Raw genomic sequence first — 18,239 nt, forward strand, 5'->3', positions numbered from 1 at the left:
GGCGTACGGCCCGGAGCGGCCCGGCCCCGTACGGGATTCCCTGGAGGGGTGCGGACCTCTCCCTCGGCGATCTCGGCGACCTCGGCGGCCCTCTCGGCGGTCCTGCTCGTTCTGCTCGCCGTCCTCGTGCCGTTGAGCGCGCTCTCCGCCTGGGTCGACCTGGAGATCGACGACACCGACCGGTACGTCGCCGCCGTGTCGCCGCTCGCCTCCGACCCGGCGGTGCAGACCACCGTCGCGGACCTGGTCACCGAAGAGGCGATGCGACAGATCGATCTCGGTCCGCTCCAGGACACGGTCCGGGAGTTTCTGCACGAGACCGTGCTGTCGTTCACCACCACCGAGGCCTTCCGGAACGCCTGGGACGCCGCCAACCGGGCCGCCCACCAAGCCGTGGCAGCCGCCCTGGACGGCGACAGCGGGGAGGCCGTGACGATCGATCTGGCCCCGGTGATCGACCAGGTCAAACAGGACCTGGTACGCGACGGAGTGCCGTTCGCGGACCAGATCCCGGTCGAGCGGACGGAGATCACCGTGCTCGGCCCCGGCCAGGCCGACGACCTCAGGGACTCGTTCCGCCTGCTCCGCTACGGCAGCATCTGGCCGGCCGTCGCCACGCTCGTGTTCCTCGTCCTGGTGGTGGGCATCGCGACCGTACGGCGCGGGATGCGGGCCGGGCTGTGGGCCACCGCGACCGTGGGCGCCGGGTTCGTGCTCGGTGCGATCGTGCTCCGGGTAGTGGTCGCGGTCGGCCGCAGCCGGGTGCTGGACGAGGTGCCGGACAGCGACCGGGACGCGGCCGCAGCGGTGGTCGACGCCCTGACCGCCTCACTGCGAACCACGGTGTGGGTGGTGCTGGCGGTCGGTGCGGCCCTGCTCGTGGGGGCGGTGGTGGCCCGGGTGCTCCTGCGGCGCAGGCGGCCCGCGGCCGACGTGCGATGAGGCGGCGACCGGGTGAGAGTGGGATCCGTGACCGCCACCGAGCGACCCGAGAGAGGCGTCATGGCCGACCGCGACATCTTCGAGAACATCGACGACCTGGTCTCCGAGGAGCGTGACCTGCGCGACCGCTCCGTGGCGAAGATGGGCCTGTCCACGGACGACAAGGCCCGGCTGCGAGCGGTGGAGGTCCAGCTCGACCAGTGCTGGGACCTGCTGCGCCGGCGGCGGGCGCTCAGCGAGTACGGCGAGGACCCCGAGACGGCGAAGGTCCGCCCCGCCGAGGAGGTGGAGGGGTACCAGAGCTGACCGGGCCCTCCGGAACGTTCGCCCTGTGCTTTCCGGGACGTCCATCCTGTGCTTCCGGCCCGGTGTTTCACGTGAAACACCGGGTGGTGGCCTCAGCTCTCCGGCGGGCGTCCCTGAAGACGTTCCATCTCCCGGCGGTCGCGCTTGGTCGGACGGCCCGTGCCCCGGTCCCGTACGGGCACCTGGATCGCGACCTCGCGGGGCGGCGGAGGCGGGCTGTTGTCGACGAAGCACTCCACGGCCACCGGCGGGCCGACCCGCTTCTTCACGACCTTCGAGACGACCACCACCCGGTCCCGGCCAGCGTGCCGGAGCCGCACCTCGTCGCCGGCGCGTACGGCCTGTGCGGGCTTGGCCCGCTCGCCGCCGACCCTCACATGTCCTGCCCGGCAGGCGGCAGCCGCCTGGGCACGGGTCTTCGTCAGCCGGACCGACCAGATCCACACGTCGACCCGGACGCTTCCCTCCGCCTGCGGCGCGTCACCGGAAACCATGCCTTCGACTCTAGTGCGGACCGGGTCGCGGGCGGGAGCCGTTAAGCCCCCGCCCGCCGGACCTCACACGCCGATGTCGCGCCCGTCCTTGCGCCAGACGGCGACGACGGAGGGGCGGACGATCTTGCCCGGGCCGTCGGGCCAGACACTCGCAGGCTTCTCGACGGAAGCTCCGTCGATCTCGCCCGGGTGCTGGACCGCGACCAGGACCCGACGGTCCTGGATGACCGGGCCGCAGGTCTCGGCCCCGGCCGGGACGGTGAGGAACTGCTTCAGTTCGCCGCGCCGGTCACCGTGGGTCGCCACACCGAACAGCCCGTCGTGCGAGCCGAGCTGGTTGCCGTCCGTGGAGATCCACAGGTTGCCGTGGGCGTCGAACGCCACGTTGTCCGGGCAGGAGATGGGGCTGACGTTCTCCTTGGGGAAGCCGGAGAAGTACGTCGCCGGGTCGTCCGGGTCGCCCGCGACGAGGAACAGCCGCCAGGCGAAGCCGTCGCCCGCCGGGTCGTCCCAGTTCTCCGCGAGCTCCAGGATCTGCCCGTGCTTGTTGCTGTTGCGCGGGTTCGCCTCGTCCGCGCCGGGCTTGCCCGCCTTACCGCGGTCGGAGTTGTTGGTGAGCGCGACATAGACCCGGCCGGTGCGCGGCGAGGGCTCGACGTCCTCGGGACGGTCCATCTTGGTCGCGCCGACCTTGTCGCCGGCGAGCCGCGTGTAGACGTACACCTCGTCGGCGGTCATGCCGGGCACATGGGAAGTGGTGCCGGTGGCCAGCGGGATCCAGACGCCGCTGCCGTCGAACTCCCCGTCCACGGGCAGCTTTCCGGTGCCGTCGATCTCGGTGACCGGCGAGTCGCCGGTCAGCTTGGCGACGTACAGGGTGCCCTCGTCCAGCAGCGTCAGGTTGTGCTCGCGGGCGGCCCGCGAGTTGCCCTTCTTCATCCGCTTGCTGGAGACGAACTTGTAGAGGTAGTCGAACTTCTCGTCGTCGCCCATGTAGACGACCGGGCGGCCGTCGGAGGTGAGCCGGGGCTGTGCGGCCTCGTGCTTGAACCGGCCCAGCGCGGTCCGCTTGCGCGGGGTGGAGTCCGGGTCGTACGGGTCGAGTTCGACGACCCAGCCGAAGCGGTTGGCCTCGTTGGGCTCCTTCGCCAGGTCGAACCGCCGGTCGTACCGCTCCCACTTGCGCTCGGTGGCGCTCGTGCCGATCCCGTACCGCTTGTGCATGTCGGTGTTGCCGTTGGCGAAGTACTGGTTGAAGTTCTCCTCGCCGTGCAGCGTGGTGCCCCACGGAGTGGTGCCGCCTGCACAGTTGTTGAGGGTGCCGAGCACCTTGCGGCCGGTTCCGTCGGCGGACGTGCGCAGCAGGGCGCTGCCCGCGGCCGGGCCCGTCATGCGGAACTCGCTGGTCGCGGTCAGACGGCGGTTCAGCGGGTGCCGGTTGACCGGGCCCAGCTTGCCGGTGCGGTGCTCCTCCTGGACGACGACCACGGAGAGTCCGTGCGCCGCCCAGGCGATCTCCACCTGCTCGCGGGTCGGGTTGGCCGGATCGTAACCGCGGAACATGAGGATCTCGTCCGTGTACTCATGGTTCGCGACCAGGACCTGCCGGCCGCGCTCGCCGCGCAGCGGGAGCAGGGAGAGGAAGTCGTTGTTGTAGCCGAACTGGCCGGCCTGTGCCTTCGCCGTCTGCTTGTCCGGGTCGAAGGCGGGTGCGCCGCGCAGGATCGGCTCGCCCCAGCGGATCACGACGTTCTGCGCGTAACCGTCGGGGATGGTGACCTTGTCGTCCTTGTTGGGCGCGACCGGCGAGAACCGCAGGCCACGCGCGCCGGACGGGGCCGGTTTATGGGGGTGGCCCGGCTTGTGACCGTGACCGGCGAGCGCGGCGGCCTCGGCCTGCGGGGCGCTCGGGCCGGTCAATGCCGCGGTACCGGCGGCGGTGGCGACGGTGACCACGGCGGCGGCGCGCATCATCGAGCGGCGCGACACGGCACCGGCGATGATGTCGCCGGCGTACTCGTTGTCGCTGTTGTTGGGCGTCTCCTTGAAGCAGGCGTCCCCGCAGCGGAAGCGGCAGGTCAGCGCGGAACGCCCACCCGGATGCGAGCTGATGAACGGCAGCAGATTGCGCACGTGGATTCCCTCCGTCTGGTGTCGTGCGTGACGGTATGTGTGCCTCCACGCGGTCCGAGGGACTCCCGGTGAACGGCGGGTGAAGTCCGGGCCACCGCTGTTCCCTTGAGGGCCGGTGACGGGCACCGCCGCGGACTCGGTCCGGGAACGGTTTCGGCTCGGTTGACGCAGCGGTGGGCCGCACCGGCGAACGGCCGGATCCGGCCGCTAACCTTACGTATCCGTCCTGGCCAGGGATGAATTCACCCAGGTCGGACATTCACCGCACCCAACTCATGCGAAAGGCCTCGCCCATGGGCATTCGGAGCTTGCTGCGTAAGGTGTTCGGCCGCACGGAGCAGGACGAGCCGACCACGGCCACCGTCCCGCCCCAGGCCGAGCGCACTCAGCCCAAGGAGCCGGAGCCGGAGACCACTTCGGCGGCCGAGCCCGCGGCGGAGCCGAAGGCGTCGATCCCGGCTCCGGCCTCGCCCTCGTCCTCCACCCCGTCCTCCGCGGAGACGGCGTCCACCGCGTCCACGGCCTCTCCCGCCGCCACCGCGTCCACGGAGCGTGACGGTTCGCTGGCCGCCGACCTGGTGGCGGAGGCCTTCGACAAGGCGGCCGCCGCCCCGGCGTCGCCGACCGTCCCCGCGCAGAAGTCGGCCCCGGAAGACGCTCCGAAGCCGGAGAAGCCCGAGGCGCCGGTGACCGCCGAGGAACCGGTGGCCGCCGAGGAAGCCGTCAAGGCCGAGGCGCCGGTGACCGCAGAAGAGCCGGTGACCGCCGAGGAGCCCGTCAAGGCCGAGGAGTCGACGCCGGAGCCGATCACGATCGACCTCGACCTCGACGAGACCCCGGAGCCCGCACCGGAGCCGAAGGCCGAGCCGGAACCGGCAGCGGAGGCAGAAGCGGAAGCCACCCCCGAAGCCGCGGCTGCAGAGGCCCCTGAAGCCGCCGCCGAGGCACCTCAGGCCGCCCCCGAGGCGCCCGAGGCCCCCAAGGCTCCCGAGGCCTCAGTGGCACCGGCAGCCGCAGAGGCGCCGGAGAGCACAGAGACGCCGGCCGTCGCAGAGGCCCCTGCGGCCCCCGCCGCCCCGGAGCCCGTCGCCGTCACACCGGAGCCGGTCGTCACCGCCCCGGAGGCCGTCGCCGCCGTTTCGGAGGCCGCCCCCGGCAAGCCCGCCACCACGCTCGCCCGGGTCAAGTCGCGTGCTCCGCAGCTCGTCGCCCCGTACAAGGCGGCGCAGACGGCGCTCAAGGCGCACGGGCTGACCGGGCTCCGCGCCCGCGTCTACCTGGTGCTCGACCGCTCCGGCTCGATGCGGCCGTTCTACAAGGACGGCAGCGCCCAGCACCTGGGCGACCGGACGCTGGCGCTCGCAGCGCACCTGGACGAGGACGCCACCGTGCCGGTCGTCTTCTTCTCGACGGACATCGACGGCACCGGCGCCATCGAACTCTCCGGACACGAGGGCCGCGTCGACGAGCTGCACGCGGGCCTCGGCCGGCTGGGCCGGACGCACTACCACCGTGCGGTCGAGGAGATCGTCGCGCACTACGAGAAGACGGAGGCCACCGGTCCGGCTCTCGTGATCTTCCAGACGGACGGCCCGCCGGACGCCAAGCAGGCCGCCCGGCAGGCCCTCACGGAGGCGGCGCGGCTGCCGCTGTTCTTCCAGTTCGTCGCCTTCGGCGAGCAGGACGCGAAGGGCTTCGACTTCCTGCGGAAGCTCGACGCGCCGAACGCCGGCTTCTTCCACGCGGGCCCGGCGCCGCGCGAGATCGCCGACGCCGAGCTCTACCGCGAGATCCTCGCCGGGCTGCCCGCCTGGACCGCCACGCGCGCGGCCGGCTCCGAGGCCTGATCGACCGGCAGCCGTACGGTCACGGCGAGACCGCCGCCCTCCGGGCCCGGTGTCGCCGTGACCGTACCGCCGTGGGCCACCGCGATCGACCGGACGATCGAAAGACCGAGGCCCGACCCCGGGCCCATCCGGTCCCGGCCCTCGCCCCGCCGGAACGGTTCGAAGAACCCCGCGATATCGGCTTCCGAGACCACCGGGCCGGTGTTGCGCACCAGCAGGGCCCCCTCCCCGGTCAGCGAGACCTCCACCGAGCCGCCCGGCACGTTGTACGTGACCGCGTTGGCCAGCAGGTTCGCCACCAACTGGGCGAGCAGCAGCCGGTTGCCGCGCACGGAACAGGCGGCCACCACGACGTCCACGGCCGGGCCGCCGCCCGGCCCCCGGCCCCCCGGACCACTGCCGTCCGCTCCCCGGCCCTCCGGACCGCCGCTCGCGCCCCGTACCGCCGGACGGCGGGCCGCCTCCTCCCTGACCACATGGTCGAGACGGACCGCCTCGCGCTCGTCCGCGGCCAGTCCCCGTTCGCTGCGGGCCAGCACGAGCAGCCCCTCGATGAGCCGCTCGCTGCGCCGGTTGGTGTCCAGCAGGGTCTGCCGGGTGCGTACGAGGTCCTCGGGGGACGGATCGTCCAGGCCGATCTGGATCGCGGCGCGCTGGGTGGCCAGCGGGGTTCTCAGCTCGTGCGAGGCGTTCGCGATGAATCTCTGCTGGCTGTCGAACGCCTTCTCCAGCCGGGCCAGCAGGGCGTCCAGCGTCTCGCCCAGTTCCTTGAGCTCGTCGTCGGGCCCGGTGGGCGCCATGCGCTCGTGCAGGGTGTGCGCGGAGAGCCGGCGGGCCTTCTCGGTCATGTCGTGGATGGGCCGCAGCACCCGCCCGGCGGTCCACCAGCCGACCGCGACCGCACAGCCCGTCATCACGAGCAGAGCGGCGATCGACCAGTACAGGAGCTGCTGCCCCGCCGCGTTGCTGACGTTGTCGGTGAGGTCGTAGACGGTGGGCGGCCCCAGGTGCCGGCGGGAGATCAGCGGACCGTTCACCGCGTAGCCGGGCTGGGCGACCGCGGCGGACGAGGCGATGGAGCGCGCCTCGGTCTCCGTACCGGCGCGGGAGGCCAGGTTGACGGTGGCCAGCAGGGCGGTGCCGAGTACCAGGAAGACACCGCCGTACACGAGGGCGATGCGGGTCCGGATCGTCGAGTGCGGCAGCTTCGAGGCGTCCACCAGCCGCCGCAGCGGGGACGGCCGCTTCACAGGGCGTACCCGACGCCCTGCACGGTGCGGATCAGCGCGGGCTCGCCGAGCTTGGCGCGGAGCTTGCTCATACAGACGCGCACGGCCCCCGTGAACGGGTCGGCGTTGGCGTCCCAGGCCCTCTCCAGCAGCTCTTCCGCGCTGACCGTGCCGCCGTCGGCCTCCAGGAGCAGTTGCAGCACGGAGAACTCCTTCGGCGAGAGGTCCAGATCCCGCCCGTCGCGGAGCGCGGAGCGCCGTACTGTGTCGAGCCGGATGCCGTGGCGCTCCAGCTGGGGCGGTACGGGTCTGGCGCTTCGCCGGCGCAGGGCGCGCACCCGGGAGACCAGCTCGGGGAACTCGAACGGCTTGGCCACGTAGTCGTCGGCCCCCAGATCGAGCCCGGCGACCCGGTCCTCCATGGTGCCGGAGGCGGTGAGCATCAGGATCCGGGTGCGGGAGCCGGAGGCGACCAGCCGGCGGGCCACGTCGTCGCCGTGCACCCGGGGGAGGTCGCGGTCGAGCACGACGACGTCGTAGTCGTGCAGGCCGAGGTAGGCGAGGGCCGCGTCCCCGCTGTACACCGTGTCGACCGCGAAGCCGGCCCGGCGCAGCCCGGTGGCGACCAGTTCCGCGAGGATCTCCTCGTCCTCGGCGACCAGTACCCGCATGGTGATGTCCCCTGCCTCGTGCACGCTTGTCCGCTCCCTCCCAGGATGCGACTTTCCTACGGGAACCATTACGGCAACGGATGTTTCGCAAAGCTCTCCACCGGAGGCCGCCGCTCCGCCCGCGCGGGGGCCCAGGTTTATCGATGTGAGTGGATCTTGATCTGGCCGTTAGGATTTCGACCATGGCGGCCACTGGATCCGAGAAGCAGGGGGCGACGGCGTACTACGTCTCGACCCCCATCTACTACGTCAACGACGCTCCTCACCTGGGCCACGCCTACACGACCGTCGCAGGCGACGTGCTCACGCGCTGGCATCGCCAGCGCGGCGAGAAGGTGTGGTACCTCACCGGCACGGACGAGCACGGTCAGAAGATCATGCGCACGGCCGAGGCGAACAACGTCACGCCGCAGGCCTGGTGCGACAAGCTCGTCGAGGAGGCGTGGAAGCCCCTCTGGGAGCATCTGAACATCGCGAACGACGACTTCATCCGGACGACGGAGAAGCGGCACACCGACCGTGTGCAGGAGTTCGTGCAGGACCTGTACGACAAGGGCGAGATCTACAAGGGCGGGTACGAAGGCCCGTACTGCGTGGGCTGCGAGGAGTACAAGCTCCCCGGCGACCTGATCGACGGCGAGGGCGAGTTCGCCGGGCAGAAGCTCTGCCCGATCCACAAGAAGCCGGTGGAGCTCCTCAAGGAGGAGAACTACTTCTTCAAGCTGAGCGAGTACGGCCCGAAGCTGCTGGAGTTCTACGCGGCGAACCCCGGGTTCATCCAGCCCGAGTCGGCGCGCAACGAGGTCGTGAACTTCGTCGAGCAGGGTCTCCAGGACCTGTCGATCTCGCGCTCGACGTTCGACTGGGGCGTCCCGGTGCCGTGGGACGACAAGCACGTCATCTACGTGTGGGTCGACGCGCTGCTCAACTACGCGACGGCGGTGGGCTACGGCGCGAACCAGGAGAAGTTCGACGGTACGTTCCCGGCGAACGTGCACCTGATCGGCAAGGACATCCTCCGCTTCCACTCGGTGATCTGGCCCGCGATGCTGATGGCGCAGGGCCTGCCGCTGCCCGGCAAGGTCGTCGCCAACGGCTGGCTGATGGTCGGCGGCGAGAAGATGTCCAAGTCCAACCTGACCGGCATCAAGCCGCAGGACCTGACCTCGCACTTCGGCGTGGACGCGTACCGCTGGTACTTCCTGCGGGCCATCGCGTACGGCAGCGACGGGTCGTTCTCCTGGGAGGACTTCTCCGCCCGCTACACCTCCGAGCTGGCCAACGACTACGGCAACCTCGCCTCGCGCGTCGCGGCGATGGTCGGCAAGTACTTCGGCGGTGCGCTGCCGGAGGCGACGGCCGCAGGTGACGCCGAGCGAGCGGTGCAGGAGGGCCTGGCGAAGGCCGTGGCGACCGCCGACCGGAAGATCGGCGAGGAGCTGGACTTCCAGTCCGGCATCCTGGCGGTCTTCGACTTCGTGAAGCAGGTCAACGGCTACATCACGGAGCAGGAGCCGTGGAAGGTGGCCAAGGACACCAGCCCGGAGGGCCAGGCCCGCCTGGCGACCGTCCTGTACACGGCCGCCGAGTCCCTGCGCGGGGTCGCGGTCCTGCTCAACCCGGTGATGCCGGAGACCTCGCAGAAGCTCTGGGAGTCCCTGGGCGCCGAGGAGTCCCTGGGCGCGCTGGCCGAACAGAAGGTCCAGGACGCGGGCGCCTGGGGCGTACTGCCCGCGGGCGCGACGGTGACGAAGGGCGCGGTGCTGTTCCCGCGTCTGGAGGAGAAGCCGGCGTAACGCGTTCGTCCGTACGTCAGGAGCCCGAGACCGCTGTTCGTGGTCCCGGGCTCCTCGCGTTCCGGCGTCGGGTCAGCGCGTCCAGTTCTTGAGCGGCTCGGTGTCCAGCTCGATCCCGACCGGGTCGGGGAGGGTGACGGTCTTGCCGTACGGCACGGTGACGACCTGCTCGTAGCGGACGCCGTCGGGCCCCGAGTGGACCTTCACCTCGCAGCTGTCCCGGTCGATCAGCAGATAGACGGGGATGCTGGTCTCGGCGTACGCGCGGGGCTTCTCGACGCGGTCGCGGCGGTCGGTGTCCTCGTCGTACGAGGTGACCTCGACGACCATGAGGACGTCGTCGGGGCTGGCCCACTCGCCCTGGCCGACGAAGGCGTCGATCGGAGCGAGACTGGCATCGGGGCGGGCGTTGCCCTTGCGGTAGGACTCGACACGAAGGCCTTGCTCTCCGAAGAGCCACCTGCTCGGATCCGACTGCATGCAGATCTGCGTCAGCCAGGCGATGATCCGCCCGTGGTCCCCGTCCGGCACAGCCTTGACCCCCAGTTTCCCGTTCACGAACTCCAGCCTCAGTGCCTCCTCAGCACGTATGGCGCTACGGGCCAGCTCTTCGAAGACGTCCTGCGTCAGGACGCGGTCCTCGACCACGCTCACAACGACCTCCTCCTGCACCGGGGCACCGGGTCACTTGTCACCGGGAACGTCTTCAGCGTACGGGCAGGGCGCTTCGGCCGTACCCGATCAGGGACTCAGCGTCGACCCGTCTCACCGCCCCAGCGTCGCCGCGTCCCCCATCACGATCACCGGGTTCATGGCCGGGTCCAGGGTGCGCAGGAGTTCTTCCATGTGTTCCTCGGGCACGGAGACGCAGCCCTGGGTGGGGCCGCCGTGGTCGACGTGGATCCAGATGCCGCCGCCGCGTTCGAGGCCGAGCGGGCGGGTGCGGTCCAGGGGGCTGACGCCCTCCGTGCGGTTGTAGTTGATCGCGACGACGTAGTCGAAGGAGCCTTCCAGCGGCTCTCCGAAGAAGCCCTCGCCGTCCACCGCGAACCGGGGGTGCTCGTCGTACGGCAGCATCGCTCCCGGGTCGGGGAGCCGGCCGCCCGCGTCGGTGAGCGGGTAGACGCCCGTGGGGGACCTCAGGTCGCCCGCCACATGGTGGTCCGTCCAGCCCTCCATGCCGTTGTGCGCCAGCCAGGGCCCCAGGACCGGCTGCCAGCTCTCCGCCGGGCCCTCGCGGCTGTACAGGACCGCGCCGGACTGGTTGGAGTCGGCCTCCTCGCCGGTCACGACGAACACCTGCCGGGCCTCGGCGGGGACCTGGGCCAGGGTCTCCGGTCCCAGGCCGGGGATCCCGGCGGGGCTCGGCGTGGGATCCGGGCTGGGCGATGCCCGGCGTACGGAGGCGGCATCGGACTGCGGGCCCGGGGCGCCCACGGGCGTCTTCGCGGGAGCCCCGTCGGAGGAGCAGCCGGTGAGCAGCAGGGCCAGGACGAGGAGCGGTGCGGCGAACAGGGCGGGCGGGCGGCGCGGAACGGACACGGTGGCGGGCTCCTCGGGTGGCGGCGGACGGCGCGGCGCGGCAAGGGGATGCGAGAGGGGTGTCTCGGTGCCAGTCCTTGCCGGGCCCGCCCCGGCCGAACCCGATCCGGGGCCATCCGGCTGTACCGCGTCGCCCTGACCGCGTAACCCCGTCGTCACGGCTCTCCGCCGCGTGCAACGAAACAGCCCCCGATCGGGTGATCGGGGGCTGTTTCACGTGAAACATCCGCAGTGCGGAAGGAGCCGCGAGGGCTGCTTCTCCGGAACTACTTCTCCGTGGTCTTCTCCGACGCGCCCGCGCCCTTCGCGGCGACCGGCTTGCGCAGCTGGATGTTCAGCTCGCGCAGGCGGGTCTCGTCCAGCTCGGTCGGCGCGCCCATCATCAGGTCCTGGGCGTTGCCGTTGAGCGGGAAGGCGATCGTCTCGCGGATGTTCGGCTCGTCGGCGAGCAGCATCACGATGCGGTCGACGCCCGGGGCGATGCCGCCGTGCGGCGGGGCGCCGAGACGGAACGCGCGAAGCATGCCCGCGAACTCGTGCTCGACGGTCTCGCGGTCGTAACCGGCGATCTCGAAGGCCTTGAGCATCAGCTCGGGCTCGTGGTTACGGATGGCGCCCGAGGACAGCTCGATGCCGTTGCAGACGATGTCGTACTGCCAGGCGAGGATGTCGAGCGGGTCCTTCTCCTCCAGGTCGGCGAGGCCGCCCTGGGGCATCGAGAAGGGGTTGTGCGAGAAGTCGATCTTCCCGGTCTCCTCGTCCTTCTCGTACATCGGGAAGTCGACGATCCAGCAGAACCGGAACACGCCCTCCTCGAAGTGACCGGCGCGCTTGGCCGCCTCGACCCGGACCGCCGACATGATCTTGGAGACCTCGTCGAACTCGCCCGCGCCGAAGAAGACGGCGTGGCCCGGGACCAGCGAGAGGCGCTCGGTGAGCGTCTTGACGTCGGTCTCGGTGAGGAACTTGGCGATCGGTCCGGCCAGCGTCCCGTCCTCGCCCACACGCACCCAGGCCAGGCCCTTGGCGCCGTGCTCGACGGCGTACTCGCCGAGGCCGTCGAAGAACTTCCGGGACTGGCCCGCGGTGTCCGGGACCGGCAGCGCGCGGACGTGCTTGCCGGCGAATGCCTTGAACCCGGAGTCGGCGAAGACGTCCGAGATGTCGACGAGCTCCAGCTTGGCGCGCAGGTCCGGCTTGTCGTTGCCGTACTTCAGCATCGACTCGCGGAACGGGATGCGCGGGAACGGCGAGGTGACCTCACGGCCGTTGCCGAACTCGGTGAAGAGCTCGGTCATCAGCTTCTCGATCGGCTGGAAAACGTCCTCCTGCTCGACGAAGGACATCTCGACGTCGAGCTGGTAGAACTCGCCCGGCGAGCGGTCCGCGCGGGCGTCCTCGTCGCGGAAGCAGGGTGCGATCTGGAAGTAGCGGTCGAAGCCCGAGATCATCAGCAGCTGCTTGAACTGCTGCGGGGCCTGCGGCAGCGCATAGAACTTGCCGGGGTTCAGCCGGGACGGGACGACGAAGTCACGGGCGCCCTCGGGGGAGGTCGCGGTGAGGATCGGGGTCGCCATCTCGTTGAAGCCGAGGGCCACCATCTTGGAGCGGATCGATGCGATCACGGCCGAGCGCAGCATGATGTTGCGGTGCATGCGCTCGCGGCGCAGGTCGAGGAAGCGGTACTCCAGACGCCGCTCCTCGTTGACGCCGTCCTCGGTGTTGATCGTGAAGGGCAGCGGGCCGGCCTCGCCGAGCACCTCGACCTCGGTGACCTCGATCTCGATCTCGCCGGTCGGCAGCTCCGGGTTGACGTTGTCGGCGCCACGCGCGGAGACCTTGCCGTCGATCCGGACGACGGTCTCCTTGGTGAGCTTCGCCAGGGCCTCGTTGCCGGGGGTGCCGGGGCGGGCGACGAGCTGCACCAGACCGTAGTGGTCGCGCAGATCGATGAAGAGGATGCCACCCAGGTCTCGGCGATTGTGCAGCCAGCCGCTCAGCCGGACGTCGGTACCGACGTCAGAGGCGCGGAGCTCGCCGCAGGTGTGGGACCTGTACCGATGCATCGTCGTTCATCCAGTCTTCGCGGTTAGGGGTGGATCGAGCTTGCCTAGGCTACCGCCCGGGGACGGGACGGTTCATTTCCCTTTACGTCGCCGTACCCGCCCGGCCGCCGGAGCAGGTGGCGGCCCCTCGGTGGCGTCCGCCGAGTACATATTCCTAAAGTGGGGCAATGCGCACCGAGGAAGTCCTGGCCGCGATCGCGACGGGCCTGTGGCGCTGGGACAACGCAGCCGGCACGGTCACGCTCGACGCGGAGGCGGCCCGGCTGCTGGGGCTGCCCGCGGAGCCCGGCAGCTACCGGGAATCCGAGGTGCGCTCCTGTTTCCACCCGGTCGACTGGAACGAGATCTACGCGGTGGTGAACCTCGCGGTCGCCGAGGGCACCCTCGCCGAGGCGCGGCTGCGGGTCGTGGACGAGAGCGGCCGGGTCCTCCGTACCGTGCGCAGCCGCTCCAAGCCGGTCGTGCCACCGGGCCGGGACGTCGACAGCTACGTCCTCTTCGGCACGCTCCAGGAAGTCGCCGAGCCGCAGCCCGGCTCCACCGACGCCGCCCACACGCCGATCACCGGGGACTGGCGGCGGTCCCGGGAGGCGTTCCTGCTGGACGCCGGGCGGGCGCTGGCCGAGGCCCGGTCCACCGCGGAGGTGCTGCGGGTAGCCGGATCGCTCTCCATGCCCGGCTTCTCCCCGGACGGCCTCGCGGTCTTCGGCTCCGCCGGGGAGCGGCTGACGATCATCGGGCACCACGGGCACAGCGCGGATGACGAGGAGCCCTTCACCGACATGCCCCTGGAGACCGACTACCCGGCCGCCGAGGTCGTCCGCACCGGCCGCGCGATCTATCTCCCCTCCCCCGACGAGTACCGCCGCCGCTACCCGGCCACCTGGCCGCTCGCCCGCCGCTTCGAACGGCAGTCCTGGGCCTTCCTGCCCCTGGTGTCCTCCGGGCGCACGATGGGCGCCTGGATGGCCGGGTTCCGGAATCCGGTGGCCTTCTCCCCGGACGAGCGCGCGGTGCTCTCGACGGTCGCCCGCATGCTCGCCCAGGCCCTGGCCCGGGCGGGGGTGGCCGAGACGGAACGCGAGCTGTCGCTCGGGCTCCAGCGCTCGATGATGCCGACCCTGGGCCCGGAGATCCCCGGCATGACGGTGGCCGCGCGGTACGTGCCGACCGGCGGCGGGCTCCAGGTGGGCGGCGACTGGTACGACATGATCCCGCTGCCCAACGGCCGCATCGCCCTGGTCATCGGCGACGTCCAGGGCCATGACGTGCGGGCCGCCGGGCTGATGGGCCAGCTCCGGATCGCCCTGCGCGCCTACGCCTCCGAGGGGCACCGCCCGGACGCCGTGCTCGCCCGGGCCTCGCGCTTCCTGTCCGGGCTCACCGACGCGTACGAGAGCGTCGAGGGCGAAGCGGAGCCGGCGACGCCGCGCTTCGCGACCTGCCTGTACGCGGAGGTGGACCCGGAGGTCGGGACCCTGGACATCGCCCGGGCGGGCCATCCCGACCCGGTGGTGATCAGCGCCGACGGGATCGCGGTGATCCGGCAGACGGCCGGCGGGCTGCCGCTCGGGATCGAGACGGACTCCGACTACCCCACCACCCGGGTGGTCCTGGAGCCCGGCGAGACGATCATGCTGTGCACGGACGGCCTCATCGAGACCGGCGGGCACGACATGGCCACCGGCTGGACCCGGCTGCGCCCGGTCCTGGAGGAGCCCACCGAGGACCTGGAACAGCTGGCCGACGCCCTGGTCCAGGCCGTGCACGGGCCGACCTCGCACTACACGACGGGGCCGCTCGCGGACCGGCGGGAGGACGACATCGCGGTCCTGGTGCTGCGGCGCGAGAGCGTCGCCGCCCGGGAGACGCCGCCGCGCCGCAGCGTCATGACCATCGCGCAGGCCGAGCCCGAGCGGATCTCGGTCGGCCGGCAGCTCGTGCGCGAACTGCTGCACGACTGGAGCGATCCCGAGCAGGTCGACTCGGCGGTCCTGATGGTCTCCGAGATGGCCACCAACGTGCTCGTCCACACGGACGGGGACGCGCTGATGGCGGCGGAGATCTCAGGCGAACGGGGGGAGCGGCGGCTGCGCGTCGAGGTCGCCGACGCCAGCGACGAACTGCCGCACAAGAGGCGGCCGGGCGAGATGGCGTCCAGCGGGCGGGGGCTGGTGCTGATGGAGATGCTGGCGGATGCGTGGGGGGTGGATCCGCGTGGGGAGGGGAAGTCGATCTGGTTCGAGCTGTACGAGTCGGACGAGCCGGGGGAGTTGGCGGAGGCCGCGGCCTCCTGAGCCCTGAGTCCTGAGGGCCACCGCCTTCTCAGCCCCGCCGCCCACGGCCCCCTCGCGGGCCTGGCGCTCCCCGGGCCCTCGCGGCCCTGGCTTCCGGAGCGTGCGGGCCCACCCCCGTAACGGTTCCGTCCTCAAACGCCGGACGGGCTGGGGTGGCTGCCCGAAGCGCCAGGGTCACCGCCGGACGGGCCGGGGTCGCCGCCGGAAGCACCGGGGTGACTGCCCGAAGCGCCGGGATCGCCGCCGGAAGCACCGGGGTGACTGCCCGAAGCGCCGGGATCGCCGCCGGACGGGCCGGGGTCGCCGCCGGACGGGCCGGGGTCGCCGGACGGGCCGGGATGTGGTCCGTGCCCCCTTCGCAGCTCGCCCAGGACCCCGAAGGCCGCCGCGCACAGGGGTACGGCCAGCAGCATGCCGAGCAGGCCCGCCACGCTCGCCCCCGCCGTCAGCGCGATCATGATCATGGCGGGGTGCATCTGGACCGTACGGCTCTGGATCATCGGCTGGAGCACATGGCCCTCCAGCACCTGGACCGCGAGCACCACCCCCAGGACCCACAGGGCGATCACGAGCCCCCGGTCGGCCAGCGCGACCAGCACCGCCACCGCGCCGGAGAGGAACGCCCCGAGGTACGGGATGTACGCGCCGACGAACACCAGCGCGCCGAGCCCCACCGCCCCGGGAACATCCAGGATCAGCAGGCCCACCGTGATGCACACGGCGTCGATCAGGGCGATGAACGTGGTGCCGCGCATGAAGCCCTCGACGGCCTCGAACGCCCGGCGCCCCATGGCCTCGACCAGGTCCCCGGTGCCGCGCGGGGCCACCGAGTGGGCCAGGTTCACGGCCCGGTCCGAGTCGCGCAGGAAGAAGAAGGTCAGCAGCAGGGCCAGCACACTGGTCGCCACCAGCGAACCGACCAGGCTGATGCCGCTGAGCAGACCGCCCGCCGCGCTCGCCCCGAACTTCTCGACCAGGTTCTTCGCGTTGTCGGCCAGGTCGTCGACGTCCGTGGCCCCGGCGATGTCCAGATGGTCCACGACCCACTGGCCGGCGTCCTTCAGCGAGGCGACGATCTGGTCGCCGGAGTCGACGAGGGCGGTGACGACGATGTACCCGGCGCCCCCGACCACCGCGACCAGAGCCGCACAGGTCAGCCCGGCGGCAAGCGACCGGTTGAGCCTGCGGGCGATCAGCCACCGGTGGACGGGTCCGAGCAGCGCGGTGCCGAGCAGGGCGAGCAGCACCGGGGTGACCGCCGTCTTGAGGACGACGACCAGCCAGATCGCGACGGCGGCGACGCCCACGACGAGCAGGACGACACCGCACCAGGCGGCCGCGCGGCGGGCGCTCTCGGGGAGGAGGGGCTTGGGTGCGGGCACCCTCCCACCCGATCACGGGGCGCGGCGGCCGGCCCGTCCGCCGCCCCCGTACGGGTGACGGGGAGTCACCTGACAGGAGCGGCGGGAGGTGTCACATGCCGTGGACCGCGGGGACCGTGCCCAGGCGGCCGGCCTGGAAGTCCTCGAAGGCCTGCTTCAGCTCGGCCTGACTGTTCATCACGAACGGTCCGTAGTGCGCCATCGGCTCCCGGATCGGACGGCCGCCGAGGAGGACGACCTCCAGGTCCGGGGTGTTGCCGTCCTGGCGCTCGTCCGCGCGGACGGTCAGCGAGCCGCCGGTCCCGAACACCGCGGTCTGACCCGTCGTGACGGGGCGGCGCTCCGCGCCGACCGTGCCGCGCCCGGCCAGGACGTAGGCGAGGCCGTTGAAGTCCTCGCGCCACGGCAGGGTCACCTCGGCGCCGGGCCGGACGGTGGCGTGGATCATCGTGATCGGGGTGTGGGTGATGCCGGGGCCCTCGTGTCCGTCGAGTTCACCGGCGATGACGCGGAGCAGCGCGCCGCCGTCGGGGGAGGCGAGCAGCTGGACCTCGCCGCCGCGGATGTCCTGGTAGCGCGGGGCCATCATCTTGTCGGCCTTGGGCAGGTTCACCCAGAGCTGGAGGCCGTGGAAGAGCCCGCCGGACATGACGAGCGACTCCGGCGGGGCCTCGATGTGCAGCAGGCCCGACCCGGCGGTCATCCACTGGGTGTCGCCGTTCTCGATGGTGCCGCCGCCACCGTTGGAGTCCTGGTGGATGAAGGTCCCGTCGATCAGGTACGTGACCGGCCACGGCGTCACCCGAAGCGGCCACCTTGGGCAGGGTCAGCGGGTTGTCGACGGTCACTGCGGGCATGGGAGCCACCTCCGGGCGAGTGTTCTGCAATCAATTTAGTTGAATGATGAACATCCTGCAAGGCGTCGCGCATTCCCGGGCGGCCACGCCGGTGGGCCCACCCGTGATCACGACAGCGGAAAGGGCCCGCGCCATTCCTGGCACGGACCCGCGTCCGAACAACGAAACAGCAGGTCAGCGACCCACCAGGACGTCACCCCTACCCGTACATACGACGCATCGCGAAGTCGACCATCTGCTCGACGGCCTTGGCGTCGAAGACCATCCGGTGATCACCCTCCATGTCCAGGACGAAGCCGTAGCCCGTCGGCAGGAGGTCGATCACCTCGGCCCCGGTGATCACGAAGTACTTGGACTCCTTGCCCGCGTACAGCCGCAGCTCCTTGAGCGTGGTGAACATCGGGATCACCGGCTGCTGCGTGTTGTGCAGCGCCAGGAAGCCCGGGTTGTCGCCGCGCGGGCAGTAGACCTTCGACGTGGCGAAGATCTGCTGGAAGTCCTCGGCGGAGAGGGAGCCGGTGGTGAAGGCCCGTACCGCGTCGGCCAGGGAGGGCGGCGACGGTTCGGGATACAGCGGCTGCTCCCCGTAGCCGCCGCCCATCTGACCCATCTGGCCCATCTGACCCATCTGCTGCTGAGCACCAGGGTTCTGGTCGTAGCCGTACATGCTGCAAAGA

The 18,239-nt window shown here is 71.3% G+C and carries 13 protein-coding genes and 2 pseudogenes; 5 read left to right on the forward strand and 10 right to left on the reverse strand.

Features of this window, described 5'->3' with window-relative positions; genetic code table 11:
• Positions 1–48: 48 nt before the first annotated feature.
• Complete coding sequence (locus IE272_RS09595) at positions 49–942, forward strand: hypothetical protein (protein WP_050358343.1); 894 nt, start codon at positions 49–51, stop codon at positions 940–942.
• Between the two features lie 60 nt (positions 943–1,002).
• A complete protein-coding gene (locus tag IE272_RS09600; RefSeq protein ID WP_050358630.1) occupies positions 1,003–1,248 on the forward strand; it encodes a DUF2630 family protein in 246 nt (81 codons plus the stop codon).
• Between the two features lie 92 nt (positions 1,249–1,340).
• Here IE272_RS09600 and IE272_RS09605 read toward each other — a convergent pair whose 3' ends face one another.
• On the reverse strand, positions 1,341–1,742 hold the full coding sequence (locus IE272_RS09605) for an RNA-binding S4 domain-containing protein (RefSeq protein WP_032790509.1): 402 nt from the start codon (positions 1,740–1,742) through the stop codon (positions 1,341–1,343).
• Between the two features lie 63 nt (positions 1,743–1,805).
• Positions 1,806–3,875: a PhoX family protein gene (locus tag IE272_RS09610; RefSeq protein WP_056702063.1), complete on the reverse strand. Its 2,070-nt coding sequence runs from the start codon at positions 3,873–3,875 to the stop codon at positions 1,806–1,808.
• Positions 3,876–4,168: 293 nt separating this feature from the next.
• Between IE272_RS09610 and IE272_RS09615 the strand changes: the two genes are divergently transcribed.
• Positions 4,169–5,722: a VWA domain-containing protein gene (locus tag IE272_RS09615; RefSeq protein WP_190006655.1), complete on the forward strand. Its 1,554-nt coding sequence runs from the start codon at positions 4,169–4,171 to the stop codon at positions 5,720–5,722.
• Here IE272_RS09615 and IE272_RS09620 read toward each other — a convergent pair.
• Together IE272_RS09620 and IE272_RS09625 are read right to left on the reverse strand one after the other, a co-directional pair.
• On the reverse strand, positions 5,656–6,972 hold the full coding sequence (locus tag IE272_RS09620; RefSeq protein ID WP_050358340.1) for a sensor histidine kinase: 1,317 nt from the start codon (positions 6,970–6,972) through the stop codon (positions 5,656–5,658). The genes IE272_RS09615 and IE272_RS09620 overlap by 67 nt on opposite strands.
• Entirely contained in the window at positions 6,969–7,622 is a 654-nt protein-coding gene (locus IE272_RS09625; protein ID WP_012380146.1) for a response regulator transcription factor, read from the reverse strand. Before IE272_RS09625 ends, IE272_RS09620 begins: the two co-directional genes overlap by 4 nt.
• Positions 7,623–7,804: 182 nt before the next feature.
• Between IE272_RS09625 and metG the strand changes: the two genes are divergently transcribed.
• A complete protein-coding gene (gene metG / locus IE272_RS09630) occupies positions 7,805–9,418 on the forward strand; it encodes a methionine--tRNA ligase (RefSeq protein WP_050358339.1) in 1,614 nt (537 codons plus the stop codon).
• 72 nt (positions 9,419–9,490) lie between these two features.
• Here metG and IE272_RS09635 read toward each other — a convergent pair whose 3' ends face one another.
• The 3 genes from IE272_RS09635 to aspS form a co-directional block, all read right to left on the reverse strand.
• Positions 9,491–10,072, reverse strand: coding sequence for a Uma2 family endonuclease (locus tag IE272_RS09635; protein WP_050358338.1), 582 nt, complete (start codon positions 10,070–10,072; stop codon positions 9,491–9,493).
• A 111-nt stretch (positions 10,073–10,183) separates the two neighbouring features.
• Positions 10,184–10,960, reverse strand: a complete 777-nt coding sequence (locus IE272_RS09640; protein ID WP_190006656.1) for a L,D-transpeptidase family protein — start codon at positions 10,958–10,960, stop codon at positions 10,184–10,186.
• 266 nt (positions 10,961–11,226) lie between these two features.
• Entirely contained in the window at positions 11,227–13,026 is a 1,800-nt protein-coding gene (gene aspS, locus IE272_RS09645; protein WP_050358336.1) for an aspartate--tRNA ligase, read from the reverse strand.
• Positions 13,027–13,193: 167 nt separating this feature from the next.
• Here aspS and IE272_RS09650 point away from each other — a divergent pair, with 167 nt between their 5' ends.
• Entirely contained in the window at positions 13,194–15,323 is a 2,130-nt protein-coding gene (locus IE272_RS09650; protein ID WP_190006657.1) for an ATP-binding SpoIIE family protein phosphatase, read from the forward strand.
• A 284-nt stretch (positions 15,324–15,607) separates the two neighbouring features.
• Here IE272_RS09650 and IE272_RS09655 read toward each other — a convergent pair.
• The 3 genes and pseudogenes from IE272_RS09655 to IE272_RS09665 form a co-directional block, all read right to left on the reverse strand.
• Positions 15,608–16,705 (reverse strand): annotated as a pseudogene (locus tag IE272_RS09655) (AI-2E family transporter); the annotation flags it as partial.
• 91 nt (positions 16,706–16,796) lie between these two features.
• A pseudogene (locus tag IE272_RS09660) lies at positions 16,797–17,495 on the reverse strand (pirin family protein); the annotation flags it as partial.
• A gap of 266 nt (positions 17,496–17,761) precedes the next feature.
• On the reverse strand, positions 17,762–18,229 hold the full coding sequence (locus IE272_RS09665; RefSeq protein ID WP_007447855.1) for an SseB family protein: 468 nt from the start codon (positions 18,227–18,229) through the stop codon (positions 17,762–17,764).
• Positions 18,230–18,239: the final 10 nt, after the last annotated feature.

It is taken from the genome of Streptomyces anulatus (genome assembly GCF_014650675.1).
Taxonomy (GTDB): domain Bacteria; phylum Actinomycetota; class Actinomycetes; order Streptomycetales; family Streptomycetaceae; genus Streptomyces; species Streptomyces anulatus.

Bases quoted from the DNA above. Each gene is read 5' to 3' on its own strand.
- IE272_RS09615 (WP_190006655.1), top strand. From the start codon at position 4,169: ATGGGCATTCGGAGCTTGCTGCGTAAGGTGTTCGGCCGCACGGAGCAG.
- IE272_RS09625 (WP_012380146.1), bottom strand. From the start codon at position 7,622: ATGCGGGTACTGGTCGCCGAGGACGAGGAGATCCTCGCGGAACTGGTC.
- aspS (WP_050358336.1), bottom strand. From the start codon at position 13,026: ATGCATCGGTACAGGTCCCACACCTGCGGCGAGCTCCGCGCCTCTGAC.
- IE272_RS09650 (WP_190006657.1), top strand. From the start codon at position 13,194: ATGCGCACCGAGGAAGTCCTGGCCGCGATCGCGACGGGCCTGTGGCGC.
- metG (WP_050358339.1), top strand. From the start codon at position 7,805: ATGGCGGCCACTGGATCCGAGAAGCAGGGGGCGACGGCGTACTACGTC.
- IE272_RS09665 (WP_007447855.1), bottom strand. From the start codon at position 18,229: ATGTACGGCTACGACCAGAACCCTGGTGCTCAGCAGCAGATGGGTCAG.
- IE272_RS09605 (WP_032790509.1), bottom strand. From the start codon at position 1,742: ATGGTTTCCGGTGACGCGCCGCAGGCGGAGGGAAGCGTCCGGGTCGAC.
- IE272_RS09600 (WP_050358630.1), top strand. From the start codon at position 1,003: ATGGCCGACCGCGACATCTTCGAGAACATCGACGACCTGGTCTCCGAG.